Origin of the sequence: Ruegeria sp., from assembly GCF_965221235.1 — a bacterium.
Lineage (GTDB): Bacteria > Pseudomonadota > Alphaproteobacteria > Rhodobacterales > Rhodobacteraceae > Ruegeria.
Map to the genome: position 1 here is coordinate 311,157 of NZ_CBDCRS010000004.1, position 16,520 is coordinate 327,676.

Annotated in this window: 18 protein-coding genes and 1 tRNA gene; 11 read left to right on the forward strand and 8 right to left on the reverse strand. The window is 58.8% G+C overall.

Features of this window, described 5'->3' with window-relative positions; all coding sequences use genetic code 11:
- Window position 1 precedes the first annotated feature (1 nt).
- Together ACOQOY_RS04525 and ACOQOY_RS04530 are read right to left on the reverse strand one after the other, a co-directional pair.
- Window positions 2-985, reverse strand: a complete 984-nt coding sequence (locus ACOQOY_RS04525; protein ID WP_420584294.1) for a glycosyltransferase family 2 protein — start codon at window positions 983-985, stop codon at window positions 2-4.
- 147 nt (window positions 986-1,132) lie between these two features.
- Window positions 1,133-1,219 (reverse strand) — tRNA-Leu (locus ACOQOY_RS04530).
- 139 nt (window positions 1,220-1,358) lie between these two features.
- Between ACOQOY_RS04530 and ACOQOY_RS04535 the strand changes: the two genes are divergently transcribed.
- Together ACOQOY_RS04535 and lipB are read left to right on the forward strand one after the other, a co-directional pair.
- On the forward strand, window positions 1,359-2,018 hold the full coding sequence (locus ACOQOY_RS04535) for a DsbA family oxidoreductase (RefSeq protein ID WP_420584295.1): 660 nt from the start codon (window positions 1,359-1,361) through the stop codon (window positions 2,016-2,018).
- A 39-nt stretch (window positions 2,019-2,057) separates the two neighbouring features.
- On the forward strand, window positions 2,058-2,714 hold the full coding sequence (gene lipB, locus ACOQOY_RS04540) for a lipoyl(octanoyl) transferase LipB (protein WP_420584296.1): 657 nt from the start codon (window positions 2,058-2,060) through the stop codon (window positions 2,712-2,714).
- A 339-nt stretch (window positions 2,715-3,053) separates the two neighbouring features.
- On the opposite strand, the gene ACOQOY_RS04545 is transcribed toward lipB, so the two are convergent.
- Window positions 3,054-3,473, reverse strand: a complete 420-nt coding sequence (locus tag ACOQOY_RS04545; protein ID WP_420584297.1) for an HIT family protein — start codon at window positions 3,471-3,473, stop codon at window positions 3,054-3,056.
- A gap of 304 nt (window positions 3,474-3,777) precedes the next feature.
- On the opposite strand from ACOQOY_RS04545, the gene ctaD reads away from it, so the two are divergent.
- The 3 genes from ctaD to ACOQOY_RS04560 all read left to right on the forward strand — a co-directional run bounded on the left by ctaD (window position 3,778) and on the right by ACOQOY_RS04560 (window position 6,715).
- The gene (gene ctaD / locus ACOQOY_RS04550; RefSeq protein ID WP_420584298.1) at window positions 3,778-5,436 is read left to right on the forward strand and encodes a cytochrome c oxidase subunit I; all 1,659 of its coding nucleotides are present in this window, start codon (window positions 3,778-3,780) and stop codon (window positions 5,434-5,436) included.
- 143 nt (window positions 5,437-5,579) lie between these two features.
- A complete protein-coding gene (locus tag ACOQOY_RS04555; RefSeq protein WP_420584299.1) occupies window positions 5,580-6,179 on the forward strand; it encodes a 2-hydroxychromene-2-carboxylate isomerase in 600 nt (199 codons plus the stop codon).
- A 44-nt stretch (window positions 6,180-6,223) separates the two neighbouring features.
- The gene (locus ACOQOY_RS04560) at window positions 6,224-6,715 is read left to right on the forward strand and encodes a DUF2244 domain-containing protein (RefSeq protein WP_420584300.1); all 492 of its coding nucleotides are present in this window, start codon (window positions 6,224-6,226) and stop codon (window positions 6,713-6,715) included.
- Between the two features lie 24 nt (window positions 6,716-6,739).
- Here ACOQOY_RS04560 and ACOQOY_RS04565 read toward each other — a convergent pair whose 3' ends face one another.
- On the reverse strand, window positions 6,740-7,219 hold the full coding sequence (locus ACOQOY_RS04565; protein ID WP_420584301.1) for a GatB/YqeY domain-containing protein: 480 nt from the start codon (window positions 7,217-7,219) through the stop codon (window positions 6,740-6,742).
- Between the two features lie 183 nt (window positions 7,220-7,402).
- Between ACOQOY_RS04565 and carA the strand changes: the two genes are divergently transcribed.
- The gene (carA, locus tag ACOQOY_RS04570) at window positions 7,403-8,569 is read left to right on the forward strand and encodes a glutamine-hydrolyzing carbamoyl-phosphate synthase small subunit (protein ID WP_420584302.1); all 1,167 of its coding nucleotides are present in this window, start codon (window positions 7,403-7,405) and stop codon (window positions 8,567-8,569) included.
- An 84-nt stretch (window positions 8,570-8,653) separates the two neighbouring features.
- Entirely contained in the window at window positions 8,654-10,528 is a 1,875-nt protein-coding gene (locus tag ACOQOY_RS04575; RefSeq protein ID WP_420584303.1) for a glycosyltransferase, read from the forward strand.
- Here the strand turns inward: ACOQOY_RS04575 and ACOQOY_RS04580 are convergent, their stop codons facing one another.
- Window positions 10,529-11,176: a GntR family transcriptional regulator gene (locus ACOQOY_RS04580; RefSeq protein ID WP_420584304.1), complete on the reverse strand. Its 648-nt coding sequence runs from the start codon at window positions 11,174-11,176 to the stop codon at window positions 10,529-10,531.
- A 100-nt stretch (window positions 11,177-11,276) separates the two neighbouring features.
- Between ACOQOY_RS04580 and ACOQOY_RS04585 the strand changes: the two genes are divergently transcribed.
- The 3 genes from ACOQOY_RS04585 to ACOQOY_RS04595 all read left to right on the forward strand — a co-directional run bounded on the left by ACOQOY_RS04585 (window position 11,277) and on the right by ACOQOY_RS04595 (window position 13,529).
- Window positions 11,277-11,921: a pyrimidine 5'-nucleotidase gene (locus ACOQOY_RS04585; RefSeq protein ID WP_420587208.1), complete on the forward strand. Its 645-nt coding sequence runs from the start codon at window positions 11,277-11,279 to the stop codon at window positions 11,919-11,921.
- An 85-nt stretch (window positions 11,922-12,006) separates the two neighbouring features.
- Entirely contained in the window at window positions 12,007-12,255 is a 249-nt protein-coding gene (locus ACOQOY_RS04590) for a hypothetical protein (protein ID WP_420584305.1), read from the forward strand.
- 77 nt (window positions 12,256-12,332) lie between these two features.
- The gene (locus ACOQOY_RS04595) at window positions 12,333-13,529 is read left to right on the forward strand and encodes a UbiH/UbiF family hydroxylase (RefSeq protein ID WP_420584306.1); all 1,197 of its coding nucleotides are present in this window, start codon (window positions 12,333-12,335) and stop codon (window positions 13,527-13,529) included.
- 9 nt (window positions 13,530-13,538) lie between these two features.
- Here ACOQOY_RS04595 and ACOQOY_RS04600 read toward each other — a convergent pair whose 3' ends face one another.
- Window positions 13,539-14,666, reverse strand: coding sequence for an aminotransferase class V-fold PLP-dependent enzyme (locus ACOQOY_RS04600; protein ID WP_420584307.1), 1,128 nt, complete (start codon window positions 14,664-14,666; stop codon window positions 13,539-13,541).
- A 229-nt stretch (window positions 14,667-14,895) separates the two neighbouring features.
- Between ACOQOY_RS04600 and ACOQOY_RS04605 the strand changes: the two genes are divergently transcribed.
- Complete coding sequence (locus ACOQOY_RS04605) at window positions 14,896-15,597, forward strand: GntR family transcriptional regulator (protein ID WP_420584308.1); 702 nt, start codon at window positions 14,896-14,898, stop codon at window positions 15,595-15,597.
- Between the two features lie 5 nt (window positions 15,598-15,602).
- On the opposite strand, the gene ACOQOY_RS04610 is transcribed toward ACOQOY_RS04605, so the two are convergent.
- Window positions 15,603-16,061 (reverse strand): Lrp/AsnC family transcriptional regulator, encoded by a 459-nt coding sequence (locus ACOQOY_RS04610; RefSeq protein WP_420584309.1) that lies wholly within the window; start codon window positions 16,059-16,061, stop codon window positions 15,603-15,605.
- A complete protein-coding gene (locus ACOQOY_RS04615) occupies window positions 16,058-16,513 on the reverse strand; it encodes an Lrp/AsnC family transcriptional regulator (protein ID WP_420584310.1) in 456 nt (151 codons plus the stop codon). The genes ACOQOY_RS04610 and ACOQOY_RS04615 overlap by 4 nt, the downstream gene beginning before the upstream one ends.
- Between the last annotated feature and the right edge of the window lie 7 nt (window positions 16,514-16,520).

Here is a 16,520-nt window from a genome sequence, read left to right on the forward strand (position 1 = left end):
TTCAGATCAGATTGTCCGCCAGCCACACCCGAAAGTCCACCCAATCCGGGCGCATCTTGATCTCGGCCACCTTGGACCTGTGCCAGTCGCAGGCCTGTGCGTGCAACGGCCCCAGAACCTCATCCGCTTTCAGCTCGGCCAACAAGGGGGCTGCGCGCTGCGCGATGGGTTGAATGGACGGATCAGAGTCCGTGTTGACGTTCATGTCCTGCCAGTAGGATTGCCCCTGATCCACCCGGATGTGATTGGTCCGCCCTCGGTCGCGCTTGATCAGAAACCCGTCAAGCGACCTTACCGAATAGTGGTGCAGCCGTCCCAGCGAATGGTCGAACCCGCGCCACGCGCGCCAGCCCACCTTTTCGGACGGAAACAGGTTTCCTCCGGCATCGGACCAGGCGATCTGGTCCTCTTTGCCCTCTTCGACGCCCTTTGGTCGATGCGGACCAAACCGGGTGAATTTGCCGTTGTTGCGGAACAGGGTCTTCAAACCTGAGGCACGACCCGAGTGATAAGGAAACTCCTGATCTGCCATCGAAAAGGTCTCAGTCACCGGGCGGTCCTCAAAGCTGACATTCCCCGAGCTTCCGAACAGCTTCCACGCAAAGGAGATCGCGTCTACCTGCTGGCCTGCGCGCTGCTCGACCTCGGTAATCAGCGCGCCAAAGCTGTTGTCGCCGTGCCGGATATTCCAGAATTCATCAACATCCAGACACAGCAACCAATCCGCCTGTTTGACCCTGGGCTGCCGCCGGGCACGCCGCAGCATCTGATGCTGAGGGTTGCCGCCTTCTTTGACCTCGTTCGAGACATGGGTTGCGATCCCCAGCTCCTGCAATCTTCGCGCGATGTCATCGGTGCCGTCGTCGCAGTCATTGGTGAAGATCACAAAGTGATCGACCCCGAGCGTTTTGTGGAAGGCAACCCATTCCAGCATATAGGGGCCTTCGTTCTTCATCGTGGTGAATACGGTAATCGCCTGCGACATCAATACTTCCCGACTTGCGTTGCCCCACGTCATACACAACAGCGTTCGGACGGGCGAGACAGGAAATCGCGTTATCGGTAATCGGGCGTAAACTGGTGCAAAGCCACACCCTGTCTGACTGATCAATATGAGATTTCAGAGAGAGTTTGGTGCGGTCGAGAAGACTCGAACTTCCACGGGTGTTACCCCACAGCGACCTCAACGCTGCGCGTCTACCAATTCCGCCACGACCGCACTACCAGTGACTTGGTAGAGGGGCGTATAGACGTAGAAGATCAGGATGTGAAGAGGCAAAAGTCACGCCGGTTTGAATTCCCTGCTGTCGCTCATATCTATACCTCCAAAGTACCCTCACCCGATCAGGAGCCCGCACATGACCACACCCGATCCCCGCCCTGTTGTTCAGATCGACATCGTCTCGGATGTGGTGTGCCCGTGGTGCATCGTCGGGTTTCGCCAGCTGGATATAGCCTTGCAACAACTCAATATTCTGGCACGGCTCAGGTGGCATCCATTCGAACTGAACCCCACTATGCCGCCCGAAGGCCAGAACCTGCGGGAGCATATCATGGAGAAATACGGCTCGACCCCCGAGCAGAGCCAACAGGCGCGGGAACAGCTGACGCGGATCGGACAAGAGCTGGGGTTCACCTTTAACTTCGACGAAGACAGCAAGATCGTGAATACCTTCGCCGCGCATCAGTTGCTGGACTGGGCCGAGGCTGAAGGGCGTCAACATCCGCTGAAACTGGCCTTGTTCGAATCTTATTTCACGCGCCAACAGGACGTTTCTGACGTCGAGGTTCTGCTGAACGCTGTCCGCACTGCTGGTCTGGACCCCGACGCGGCGCGTGCAGCGCTTCATTCGGGTGCCCATGTCAGTCCGACGCGGGAAAAGCAGGAATTCTGGACCAGTCGTGGGATTTCTGGTGTTCCGTCCATGGTGTTTGGCGGAAAATACCTGCTGACCGGCGCCCAAGGCACCGACACCTACACGCAGGTCCTGCAACGGTGCCTGGCCGAGGCTGCCTGACCCCTTCCCCTTGTCGCGCATGCGCGATATGGAGCCGCCATGGAATGGAAAATCACCGATGGTCTGACCGACTACCCTGACGCCGTTGCCTTCATGGAGGCGCGTGTGGCCGCTATCGCCGCAGGTGAGGCCGACGAATGCGTCTGGCTGCTCGAGCACCCGCCTCTTTACACGGCTGGCACCTCGGCCCGGATCGAGGATCTGAAAGATCCTGAACGGTTTCCGGTCTATGAGGCCAAGCGTGGCGGCGAGTACACCTATCACGGCCCCGGGCAGCGCGTTGCGTATGTGATGCTTGACCTCAACAAGCGCGGCAAAGACGTGCGGGGGTTTGTAAAACAGCTCGAGAATTGGGTGATCGCCGTGCTGGCGGAATTCAATGTCACGGGTGAAATTCGCGATGGCCGCGTCGGCGTTTGGGTCCGTCGCGACGACAAGCCGCTAACTGTGACCGGTGCGCCTGCCGAGGATAAGATCGCGGCAATTGGCCTGCGTCTGCGCAAATGGGTCAGTTTCCACGGTATTTCGATCAATGTCGAACCGGACCTGTCTCATTTCTCTGGCATCGTCCCCTGTGGCATCACCGAACATGGTGTCACCTCATTGGTCGATCTTGGTTTGCCCGTAACGATGGCCGATCTCGACACCGCTTTGCGCACAACTTTTGAAGAATCTTTCGCGTCCGCCGACGCTTGAATCGAGACGAACGAATCGTTCTGTCGCTTCATGTTTATTAACAATCCCAACCCCCAGAGCGGCTTTGTTTCCAAAGCCGGGCGGGAGTTCGTGTATAGCTTGTTCATTTTGCGTTAAATTTAGGCAAAACCCAATCTGATAGATACACGACGCCTACAAAAAGGTATTCTGACTCTACCGTTCTAGAGTGAGTGGTGTGTTAACCGGATATCCTGGGCTGCCCTGGGAAACGGAAAAGTTTTTGTTCAAGAGTCTGCCGCTCCGACCCCAAAATTCGGAGCGGTAATTATTTGGTAGCTTCTGCGCATTGTGACACCCGAAACGGGCCTGGCCAAGGCTTCAGGCCAGCGCAGCTTTAATCCTTTCCGCATGCTCGGCGATCTGGTCAAAATCACCCATCTGCCCCGGCGGGCGCATCGAGACCCCTTCGTGACGTGGCAAGACGTGGAAATGCAGGTGGAACACCTCTTGCCCGCCGGCGGCCTCATTGAATTGTTGCACGGTCACTCCGTCGGCGTCGAAGGCCCGAACCACCGCATTCGCCAATTTCTGTACCGTCGCCATTACAGCAGTCAGTTGCGCGGGCGTCGCATCCAGCAAGTTCCGGCAAGGCGTTTTTGGGATCACAAGCAGATGACCGTCAGACCGGGGCATGATGTCCATGAAAGCCAGCGAATCGTCATCCTCGTACACGCGGGTCGACGGGATTTCTCCGCGCAGAATTTTAGCGAAGATGTTTTCAGGATCATAAGCGGCCATATCGGGTCTCCGGTTTCGGGGCTTGCGCGTAGTTCTGCTGTCCTCGCGATCAGGGGTCAAGGCGGAACTCTGCCAGGGTGACGGCGTCAGCGGTTGCCGCCCCTTGAAATCCCGCCCGCAATCGCCAGATACACCGCATTCAAGGCAACAAATTCGCAGGGCGCCCTTCTGCCCGCGACAATTATTCTTGATCCAGATCAAACTCGACCATTGAAGGTCGCCCCCTCGCAATCTAAAACCAGCAGGAATCCCGCGCGTTGGAGAGGTCCGACTGCGCGGTGTAGTTGCAACAGGAGGCACCTAAATGGCAGACGCAGCCATTCATGGTCACGAGCATGAAGACAATCGCGGGTTTTTCACGCGGTGGTTCATGTCGACCAACCACAAGGACATCGGGATTCTCTACCTGATCTTCTCGGCGCTGGCCGGGTTCATCTCGGTGGCGATGACCGTCTATATGCGGCTTGAGCTGATGCACCCGGGTGTTCAGTACATGTGTCTGGAAGGCTTCATGGCCGACCCGTGTACCCCCAACGGACACCTGTGGAATGTCATGATCACCTACCACGGTGTTCTGATGATGTTCTTCGTGGTCATCCCAGCGCTTTTCGGCGGATTTGGCAACTATTTCATGCCGTTGCAGATCGGTGCGCCGGACATGGCGTTCCCACGGATGAACAACCTATCCTTCTGGCTGTACGTCGCTGGTACGTCTCTGGGTGTGGCTTCACTGCTCAGCCCCGGTGGGAACGATCAGCTCGGTTCGGGTGTTGGCTGGGTTCTGTACCCGCCTCTGTCCACGACCGAGGGCGGCATGTCCATGGACCTTGCGATCTTTGCCGTACACGTATCGGGCGCCTCCTCGATCCTCGGCGCGATCAACATGATCACTACCTTCCTGAACATGCGTGCCCCGGGCATGACCCTGTTCAAGGTGCCGCTGTTCAGCTGGTCGATCTTCGTCACCTCGTGGCTGATTCTGCTGTCTCTGCCGGTTCTGGCGGGCGCGATCACCATGTTGCTGATGGACCGCAACTTTGGTTTCACCTTCTTTGATCCGGCCGGTGGCGGCGATCCGATCCTGTATCAACACATCCTGTGGTTCTTCGGCCACCCGGAAGTGTACATCGTGATCCTGCCCGGTTTCGGCATCATCAGCCACGTAATTGCGACCTTTGCGCGCAAGCCGATCTTCGGTTACCTGCCGATGGTCTGGGCGATCATCGCAATTGGTGTTTTGGGCTTCGTCGTTTGGGCGCACCACATGTACACCGTTGGCATGTCGCTGCGTCAGCAGGCCTACTTCATGCTGGCCACGATGGTTATCGCGGTTCCAACCGGTGTTAAGGTCTTCTCGTGGATCGCGACCATGTGGGGCGGCTCGATTGAGTTCAAGACGCCGATGCTGTTCGCCTTTGGCTTCCTGTTCCTGTTCACCGTTGGCGGTGTGACCGGTGTGGTTCTGTCGCAGGCCGGTATCGACCGCGCCTATCACGACACCTACTACGTGGTTGCTCACTTCCACTATGTGATGAGCTTGGGTGCCGTCTTTGCGATCTTCGCAGGTGTGTACTTCTACTTCTCGAAGATGACTGGTCGCCAGTACTCCGAGTTCTGGGGCAAGGTTCACTTCTGGATGTTCTTCATCGGTGCGAACCTGACCTTCTTCCCGCAGCACTTCCTGGGCCGTCAGGGCATGCCGCGCCGCTACATCGACTACCCCGAAGCGTTCGCGCAATGGAACTTCGTATCGTCGATCGGTGCATTCGTATCCTTCGCTTCGTTCCTGCTGTTCTTCGGCATCGTGATCTACGCCCTGCTGCGTGGCGCGAAAGAGACCCGTCCGAACCCGTGGAACGAATACGCGGATACGCTGGAATGGACCCTGCCCACACCGCCGCCCGAGCACACGTTCGAGCAGCTGCCAAAGCAGGAAGACTGGGACAAAGGCCACGCGCACTGATCCCGTCAGAGACCTAGGAAAACCCCGCCCGAACCGGCGGGGTTTTTTCTTTGTGCCGGGCGGGTACCGCCAAAATGTCGCCATGACGCTAAAAATCAGCTACTCTGGTCAAGGCAATACATCCGGCGAACCGGAGGTTTCAGATGCCCGATATTGATTTTTGGTATTCCATAGGCAGCACCTATAGCTTCCTGACTATTATGCGTTTGGATGATTGGTGCGCGGAAAATGACGCGTCAGTGAACTGGCGCCCCTTCAATGTGCGCACCATCATGTCCGCTCAGCAGAACGTGCCCTTCGCGGGCAAGCCTGTGAAATCCGCCTACATGTGGCGCGATATCGAGCGTCGGGCCGCCAAGTACCACATCCATGCCCAACTGCCCGCCCCCTACCCGATCTCGGACCTGCCGCTGGCCAATCAGGTTGCGCTGCTGGGAATGGGCGACGGCTGGGGCAAAGATTTCACTCAGACGCTCTACCGCATCTGGTTCGAAGACAGCATCGACGCCGGCAGCGAGGCCGCAATTTCCGAAGCTCTGCACAGGTGCCAGCAGGATCCCCGGTTGATCCTCGCCCGCGCACGCAGCCCCGATACGGTCGCCACGCTCGAGGCGGAAACCGAACAGGCCGTCAAACTGGGCGTTTTCGGTGCCCCCAGCCTCGTCGTCAACGGAGAGGTTTTCTGGGGCGACGACCGTCTGGACGACGCGTTGTCATGGGCGCGCGTGGGTCACGTCGCCTGATCAATTCGCTTCGACACGCCGCTGCATTGCGCTAGATTTCAGCCATGCCTTATCGATGGAATCAAACCTCTGACACGGAACAGGAATTGCGCCTCTGGCCGCATAACTCATTGCCGCGACGTGGGGCGATGGTCGTAATCCTGTCGGTTTTCCTATTTGGGCTGATCCCGTTGCTGGCCGTGCTGGGCTCGATCATCCTGTGGGGGCTGCTGCCCTTCCTGCTGCTGACCGTTCTGGGCCTGTGGCTAGCGATTCAAACCAACTATCGCGCACGCAGCGTGTTCGAGGTGCTGACGTTGACCGGAACACAGGCGCATCTCGTTCACCACGACCCACGCACTGGCCAACAAGAATGGCGCTGCAACCGCTATTGGGCGCGTCCGGAAATGCACAAACAAGGCGGCCCCGTCCCAAACTATGTCACGCTGATCGGCGACGGGCGCGAAGTGGAAATCGGAGCTTTTCTGTCTGAGGACGAGCGCATCGCGCTCTACGACGACCTGATACAAAAACTGCGCGAACCGGTCGCGCAGTAATCGTCATCCGTCGAATTGAGGATGTTAGCCGTTTGAAGCGGCGCAGAGATGGTCTTTGACCATCGGCCCCACCTTGCCGAAATCCATCTGGCCGGTGTAGCGGGTTTTCAGCTCGCCCATCACTTTGCCCATATCCCGGATCGACCCGGCACCTGTGGCGGTAATTGCGGTTTGAATGGCCTTTGAAACCTCATCATCATCCAACTGCTTGGGCAGGAATTCTTCGATGACCCCAACTTCGCGCAGTTCCCGCTCGGCCAAATCCAGCCGTCCGCCTTCTTCATAGGCGCGCGCGCTTTCCTTGCGCTGTTTGGTCATTTTACCAAGGATTTCAAGCACCTCGGCATCGCCGCAGCCTTTGACCTCTTCGTTATCCGAGGCGCGCGAAGCAATGTCGCGGTCTTTGATTGCAGCGTTGATCAACCGCAGCGTCGACAGACGCTCGGCATCCTTGTCTTTCATTGCTTGCTTCAGGGCAGAGTTCACCCGTGATCGCATATCCATATGATCTGTCCATCCCCATGGAAAAGGAACCCCGACCATATCGAAACAAAAAGGCTGATACAACCGGAAGTGAATATAGCTAAGTTATTGATTTTGCACAATAGCGTAAAAATTGAACAGACTTGACCCAGCGCCACAACCCCCTTAGTTATGCGCCGATTTACCCAGCAGGAGAGTCGCCCGATGGCCCAGAACGCCCCGTCCAAGCCCACCGCATGTCTGGCATTGGCCGACGGTACACTGTTCTACGGGATGGGCTTCGGCGCAACCGGTCAGACTGTGGCCGAGCTGTGCTTTAACACCGCCATGACCGGATATCAGGAGATCATGACCGATCCCTCTTATGCCGGCCAGATCGTGACCTTCACCTTCCCTCATATCGGCAATGTCGGCGTGAACCCCGAAGATGACGAAACCGGTGACCCGGTTGCCGAGGGCATGGTTGTGAAATGGGACCCAACCGACGCGTCCAACTGGCGCTCGGTCGAAGAACTGAAGACATGGCTTGAGCGTCGCGGGCGCATCGCCATCGGTGGAGTGGACACACGCCGCCTGACTCGCGCCATCCGGCAGCAGGGTGCGCCGCATGTTGCGCTGGCTCATGATCCCGAAGGCAACTTCGATATTGAAGCTCTGGTCGCCGCCGCTCGGGGTTTTGCAGGGCTGGAAGGTATGGATCTGGCCAAGGACGTGACATGCGCCCAAAGCTATCGCTGGGATGAGATGCGGTGGGCATGGCCCGAGGGATACTCGCGTCAGGAAGCGCCCGCGCACAAGGTCGTCGCCATCGACTATGGTGCCAAGCGCAACATCCTGCGCTGCCTGGCGTCGGCTGGGTGCGACGTGACCGTTCTGCCCGCCACCGCAACCGCGGCTGAGGTTCTGGCGCATAACCCTGACGGTGTGTTCCTGTCCAACGGCCCCGGCGACCCGGCAGCAACTGGAGAATATGCCGTGCCAATGATCAAAGAGGTTCTGGACACCACCGATCTACCTGTCTTTGGAATCTGCCTCGGCCATCAGATGCTGGCGCTGGCTCTGGGCGGCAAGACCGTCAAGATGAACCACGGCCACCATGGCGCGAACCACCCGGTCAAGGACATGGACACCGGCAAGGTCGAAATCACCTCGATGAACCACGGATTTGCAGTGGATGCGCAATCCTTGCCCGACGGCGTGGTCGAGACGCACCGCTCATTGTTTGATGGGTCGAACTGCGGCATCCGTATGACTGATCGTCCGGTCTATTCGGTACAGCACCACCCCGAGGCCTCCCCCGGCCCGCAAGACAGCTTCTACCTGTTTGAACGCTTTGCCGATGCGATGGCAGCCCAAAAAGCGCAGGCGTAAACGCTTAAACAAACAGGGTTAACCCGCTGTTAACCAAAATCGAGCAACCCTGACGCCTGTTAACTGCGTCAGGGTTGTTTCTTTATGGTCGAATTGAATCGGCAGCAGTTTGCACACGCCGCGCCGATCCCTGCGCAGGAAAGAATGCCTTTGGGCACCTGCCTGCTCGACACGGGCCGGATCACCCGGGCGCAATTGGACGAGGCCCTGTTTCTGCAATCCTGGCAAAACGCGCCGCTGGGTGAAATTCTCGTGGCCGAGGGATGGGTCAGTCGAGAGGATGTTCTGAACGCTCTAGCTGTACAAACCGGCCTTCAGATCGCTGATCTCAGCGGCGCACCGCCCTCTGCCGATCTGTGCCGGATCAAGCCGGTGGATTTCTGGTTGACCCATAACGTCATTCCATGGCGGCGTGTCGGGCCGATCCTGCATGTTGCCACTGCCCGGCCGGATCTGTTTCCTGACCTCTGCGATGATCTTGCAGGCACCGGTTGCGCTGTTGTTCCGGTGCTGGCTGCTACGGATCAGATCGACGACGCGATTGCGCAGGCGTATTCGGGGACGCTTGCTGAAATGGCCGAGACCCGTGTGTGCCTGGATCAAAGCTGTCGATCCTGGACACCAAGGTCCCGTGCGAAGACAACGTTTGCTCTGGCTCTTGTTGCCCTCTTGTTCGCAGCCTTCCCGATATTGGGATTGGGTGTTCTTGTAGCGGCTGCCGTGGCCAGCCTGATCCTGTTCATGTGCTTGCGCCTGATCGGTCTGATTGCGTTTTTCTGGCCACCTTCACAGCACCCGGATGCCCACCCTTTAGGCCCACCGCAAGCCCTGCCCTGCGTGTCCGTCATGGTGCCGTTGTACAAAGAAAAGGAAATCGCCGATGCGCTGATCCAGCGGTTGCAGCGGCTAACTTATCCCAAGGCCCTGCTGGACGTCATTCTGGTGCTTGAAGCCTCGGATGATGTCACGCGTGCTGCTCTGGCCCGGACCGACCTGCCCAGTTGGATCAGAACAGTCGAAGTGCCTGAGCTGAACGGCCTGACGACCAAACCGCGCGCCATGAACTATGCGCTGGATTTCTGCCGTGGCGACATTCTGGGGGTCTGGGATGCCGAGGACGCGCCGCAACCCGATCAAATCGAGCGTGTCGTTCGGCATTTTGCGCAGGCTGATAAGGACGTCGTCTGCCTGCAAGGCGTGCTGGACTACTACAATCCGCGCACGAACTGGCGGTCGCGGTGTTTTACCATCGAATACAACAGCTGGTTTCGCGTCATCCTGCAAGGCATCGCCCGGATCGGGCTTGTCATACCGCTGGGTGGGACGACGTTCTTTTTTCGCCGCGACAAGCTGGTTGAGCTGGGCGGATGGGATGCCCACAACGTTACCGAAGATGCCGATCTGGGCGTGCGCCTGTCCCGCGCAGGCTATCGCACCGCAATGGTCGACACCGCCACCTATGAAGAGGCCAACTTCCGCGCTTGGCCCTGGGTGCGGCAGCGTTCGCGCTGGTTGAAAGGTTTTATGGTGACATATCTGGTGCATATGCAGGCACCAATGCGCCTGTTGCGGGACCTTGGTCTGATGCGGTTCCTCGGCGTGCAGGCGTTCTTTCTGGGGACCGTTGGGCAATTCCTGCTTGCCCCCGCCCTTTGGTTGTTCTGGCTGTCGAGTTTCAACATGCCCAGCCCTTTGGATTCGGCCATCCCCGGCACAGCCATGACCGCGCTGATTACCCTGTTCATCGGTGCCGAAATTCTGAACGCCGTGGTCGGAATCATTGCCGTCGCCGCCAAGGAGCGACGGTTTCTGCTGCCATGGGTGCCGACAATGCCGCTGTATTTTCCGCTGGGGGTTCTGGCAGCTTACAAGGCGCTATGGGAACTGGCGATGAACCCTTTCTTTTGGGACAAAACACAGCACGGACACGCCAGCGAAGAGGGGCAGCCGCCCCTGTAATCAGTTCTCGCGCAGAACCGCATCCTGCTTGAGCCGGGTCATGAACGCGACCGAGATATGATCCTTGAGCGCACGCTCGGCAGCTTCCTCATCCCGCGCGGCGATAGCGTCCACGATGCTTTTGTGTTCGTTCTGCGCGATTTCGCCCCGCCCCTGCACCGCCAGAGATGTTGTTGCCATCAGCGCCATGGTCCGATGCACAAGGTCCAGCTGTTGCACCAGATAGCGATTGTGAGACGCAAGATGAATCTGCTCGTGAAAGCGCCGGTTCGCGCGGGACAAAGCGGTGGGGTCATCTACCAACGCGTCATCCTCAGCCACCATTTCCTGCAAGACCTTGATCTCTTCTTCGGTGGCATGTTTGGCGGCCAGCTTTGCGGCCAGCCCCTCCAACTCGCGGCGCACCACATAAAGTTCCGCCATCTGGTTGTGGTCCAGCGACGCCACAATCAGCGACCGCCCGTCGCGTTCCAGCAAGGATTGCGTCTCAAGCCGCTGTAATGCCTCGCGGATGGGGGTGCGCGATACTCCGAACCGTTCGGCCAGTTCGCTTTCGACCAAACGGTCTCCGGGTTTGTAGACACCTACGTCGATCGCTTCGAGAATAAGGCTGTAGGCGTCTTTGTTCGACTGTTTGGATTGGGGCATCGGGTGGTTTGTCTCCTCGTTCGGACATGTCTATCCGTCACTTGCCCTCAGGATCAAGTGCAGCATTGAAAACCATCCCTCAACGCCCTACACCCAAAGCATGGTCAAACCTGCTTTTGCTCACGTCACCCAATGGGTGTTCGACCTCGACAACACGCTTTACCCACCGCACATGCGACTGTTCGATCAGATCGAGGTGTTGATGACGGATTACGTGGTGCAGGCCATCGGTGTGGACCGGGCCGAGGCGGATCGTCTGCGCTCGCATTACTGGCGGGAATACGGCACCACGCTGGCCGGTCTGATGGCCGAGCATGATCTGGACCCCGATCCCTATCTGCACGCTGTGCATCAGGTGGATATGAGCCATATGGACCCTGACGCTGAACTGGCCGACCACATCCGGTCTCTTCCCGGTCGTCGCATTGTCTACACCAACGGCAGCGCGCCTTATGCCGAACGGGTGCTCGCGGCACGTGGTCTGAGCGGTCTGTTCGATGCGATCTATGGGGTCGAGCACGCCGGGTATCGCCCAAAGCCGGAAAAAGCCGCGTTCGAGGCGATCTTTGCGCAAGACGGTATCGACGCCGCAAAGGCCGCAATGTTCGAGGATGATCCGCGCAATCTGGCTGCCCCCCACGCCATGGGAATGCGCACGGTTCACGTCGCGCCCGAGCCGCATGTGGCCGACCATATTCACCATCACACCGACGATCTGACCGCGTTTCTGGCCCGCCTGCGATAGGCTGTCACACTGCGACGATCTGCACATTATGCAGGTGCAGCATCGACCCTATATCCGCCTTGCGACGAACAGAATCGGAGACCCCATGAGCGCGATCGAGATGCCCGGACGCCTGCCCATCTGGCAGCGCCTAGTGTTTGCAATTCCCCTTTTCGGCTGGTTGGCCCGCGATGCCGTACAAGGCAAGCCCGAGGATTGGGGCTATACCGCTGGTGCGATTTTCAGCATGTGGGGCTGCTCGGCTCTGCTGTTTGGTCTGCCGGGTCTCTACATCCCCGCCGTTATGATGGTGCCGGTGATGTTCCTGATCCTCATCCTGATTTCGCGCGGCTGACACACGGGACAGGATGTCACTTGGCACCGGCCTCAGAACCGAACTAGGTTCTGCCCAAGACTTCGGAGACCAAGGCCATGACTGACAGCTGTGACATCCTGATTTCCGGCGGAGGAATCGCCGGACTGACCGCCGCGGCGGCTTTTGGAACTGCCGGGTTCGACGTTGTTTGCGTCGATCCCACCCCTCCTATCACCGAGCGCGACGTGGAAGGGTCCGACCTGCGGACAACCGCGTTTCTGCAACCGGCGCGTGGCCTGCTGGAACAATGCGGGCTGTGGCAGCGGCTGGACAAACACGCGGCCCCTTTGCAGATCATGCGTATCGTGGATGCGGGCGGCGATGTACCCGAACCCCGTGTAGTACGCGACTTCAACGCCGCCGATATCTCGGACCAACCTTTTGGCTGGAACCTGCCCAACTGGCTGCTGAGGCGCGAGATGGTCGCGCGTCTGGCCGAGTTGCCCAACGTCGATTTCCGCCCCGGAACCGGCACCATCAGCCTGTTCACGCGCACGGCCGAGGCGCGCGTTGGGCTGAGCGACGGCAGTCGTGTCCGCTGCAAACTGGTGGTCGCCGCCGATGGACGCAATTCCCCGATGCGCGAGGCTGCGGGCATCAATGTCCACACCACACGCTACGGTCAAAAAGCATTGGCCTTTGCAGTTACGCACCCGATCCCGCATGAAAATGTCTCAACCGAAATTCACCGCTCGGGCGGGCCGTTCACTTTGGTCCCTCTGCCCGACTGGCAGGGTCAGCCCTCGTCGGCAATCGTCTGGATGGAGCGCGGTCCCCGCGCAGTTGAGTTGCTTAATACCGACCCCGAGGCGTTTGAGGCGCTGATGACCGAACGATCCTGCGGGTTGTTCGGGCCATTGAAACTGGCCTCGCGCCGGACGATCTGGCCGATCATCAGCCAATCAGCCGAACGGTTGTCGGGCGAGCGTATTGCCCTGATGGCCGAGGCCGCCCATGTGGTGCCGCCTATCGGCGCGCAGGGTCTAAACATGTCACTGGGCGATCTGCGCAGCCTGCTGGACCTTGCGCAGGCGCGGCCCGAGGGGCTGGGCGACGCTCAGATGCTGGACGCTTACCACAAGGCCCGCCACACCGAGGTCGAGATGCGCGTCAAAGGCATCGACCTACTGAACCGCGCCTCGATGATCGAAGCGCGACCGCTGCGCGATGCGCGTGCGATGGGGCTGAACGCGCTCTATTCTCTGCCGCCCGTGCGCAAAACGCTGATGCAGATGGGCCTCGGCGTGCGCTGAGGCCTACCCTCAGAGAACCTGATCCAGCACCCGCTTGAGCCGCGCAATTGTGCCGTCGACGTCGTAGAGCTTGTCGAGGCCAAACAGACCCAGACGGAATGTACTGAAACCCTCGGGTTCATCACATTGAAGTGGAACACCGGCAGCGATTTGCATCCCCAAAGCAGCGAATTTCTTGCCGTTTTGCACCTCGGGATCGGAAGTATAGCTGACAACAACTCCAGGCGCGCCGAACCCGTCCGCGGCCACCGATACAACGCCTTTGTCCTTCAGCATGGCACGGACACCATCCCCCAGCGCCCATTGCGCATCGCGAAGCTTTTCAAAGCCGTAGTCACGAGTCTCAACCATCGTATCGCGGAACGCACGCAGAGCATCCGTCGGCATGGTGGCATGGTAGGCATGTCCGTCATTCTCATAAGCCTGCATGATCTGACGCCACTTTTTCAGGTCGACCGCGAAACTGTCTGACGTCGTCTCCTCCAACCGCGTCTCGGCCCGTTCGGAGAGCATGACCAACCCGGCACATGGCGAGGCGCTCCACCCCTTTTGCGGAGCCGAGATCAGGACGTCCACGCCCGTTGCTTTCATGTCGATCCAGGCACAGCCCGAGGCGATACAGTCCAACACCATCAAAGCGCCAACCTCATGCGCAGCCGCAGCCATCGCAGTCACGTAGTCATCGGGCAATATCAGCCCTGCCGAGGTTTCAACATGCGGCGCGAACACGACATCCGGGCGCTGGTCCCGAATGGCGGCCACTACCTCTTCGATCGGTGCCGGGGCGAAAGGCGACGGGCTGGAATTGCCGGTCTGACGTGCTTTGAAAACCGTTGCAGAGGCGGTCAGCGTCGCCGACTCGATAATCTGGCTCCAGCGGTAGGAAAACCAGCCGTTGCGCACGACCAGCACATTCGCATTGCGCGCGAACTGCCGGGCCACCGCCTCCATTCCATAGGTACCGCCGCCGGGAATTACCGCAACGCCATCGGCGTTGTAGACATCCCGCAACATAGACGAGATATCCCGCATGACCTGCTGAAACTGCACTGACATGTGGTTCAATGACCGGTCCGTGAAAACGACCGAGAATTCCTCAAGCCCGTTGGGGTCAACGGTTTCCAGTAGCGCTGCCATATCAAGTCCTTTCAAACTGTCACCCGCGTTTCTGAATCCTTTGCGGCGCGGGGTAAAGTCCCTCTGTCGAAAAGATTGACGCAACGGAACCCAGATTTCGAACGAAAATTAATCTTCAAAGCCTCGAAATGGCCGTCACATTGACGCCAAATAGAGCCACCACCCCTTTACACCCTAACGTGTTTCTGAACAGATATATTCACTTTGCAGAAGAAAGGTATTACTTCACGTGACTGCTCATAAGCGGATCAGTTTTCAAGATGTTCGTGACGAAGTTAAACGACGCATAGAAAGCCGTATTTGGCCACAGGGTTCCCTGCTTCCGACCGAGACGCAGCTTGCCGAAGAATTCAATTGTGCAAGGGCAACGGTCAACCGGGCGCTGCGCGAACTTGCCGACCAGGGATTTGTCGAACGCAAACGCAAAAGCGGCACACGGGTCAAGAAAGAGCCCAGCAAACATGCGAAGCTGGAATTTTCACTGACTCGCCAAGCGGTTGAGAACCAAAACTCAACCTATCGCTATGCCTTGGTTGAACGCAACGTGGTCTCCAGCCCCGGCTGGCTGGCCTCGCAGCTCAGCGTGTCGTCTGACGCGCGTGTGCTGCATGTGATTTGCATGCACTACGCGGACAACCGGCCATTTCAGCTGGAAGAGCGGTGGATCAATATCGAAGCCGTGCCTGACGTGGAACACGCGGACCTCAACCATCAGGGACCGCATGAGTGGCTGCTGAACGCCGCCCCCTTTACCGAGGCCGAGGTCGCATTTTGCGCAGTCTCCGCCGATGGGCGACTGGCCGAGTTCATGGGCACCACCTCAGGCGCTTCGATGATTCAGCTGGAGCGCACAACTTGGAAAGATGGTCAGCCGATGACCTTTGCCCGGATGACGCACCACCCCGGGTATTGCATTCGAACCAGATACTGATCTGCTCAACCAATCGGACCGGGCAAGCGCTCTTCGCTCAGAAGGACGTTTGCCTCGACATCACCTGCTCCCGGCAGCGTCATGATACGCCGCCGCAGGATTCGCTCAAAATCGGACAGGTCACGGGCTACGACCCGCAGGCGGTAGTCATATAGACCCAGCACGTGTTCGACTGTCTGCACCTCGGGAATGGCACTGACGGCACGTTCAAAATCCTCAAGGCTGACTTGCCCCTTACGGGCCAGCTTGACCCCCAGAAACACGGTGACACCGAACCCCAAAGCCTCGGCATTCAAGCGCAGGCGACGCCCCCTGATGACGCCCGCTGTTTCAAGCCGGCGTATCCGCCGCCACGTCGCGGGTTGCGACAGGCCCAGCTTCCGTCCCAGCGCCCCGGCGCTTTGAGTGGCGTCCTGTACCAACGCGCGCAGGATTTGGCGATCAGTGTCATCCAGTTCTATCATACCGGCAGCACCTCGTTTGATTTCACCCGCGCGATGTGCATCAGGGCTTCGATATCCGCGATATGCGGCAAGGTCAGAATGCGGTCGCGGTAGATTTCCTGATAATGGGACATGTCACGCGCCAGCACCGATAGACGTACATCTACGCGGCCCAGAAAGGTCTGGATTTCGATCACTTCGAATACGCCGCGCGCGGCGGCTGTGAATTCATCAAACGCGCGCGGCTGCGTCTTATCCAATGTCACACGGAGCGAAACCTCAACCGCATAGCCAAGCGCCGCCCAGTCAATGATGACCTCTTGCCGCTGGATCACACCCGCAGCCTGCATCTTTTCGACCCGGCGCCAGCACACGCCCTGACTGATCCCGCAACGCTCAGCAAGCTCAGCCATCGAGAGGCTGGGGTCGGCCTGAAAGTAACGCAGAATGCGCCGATCCATGTCATCAAGCATGATTTCT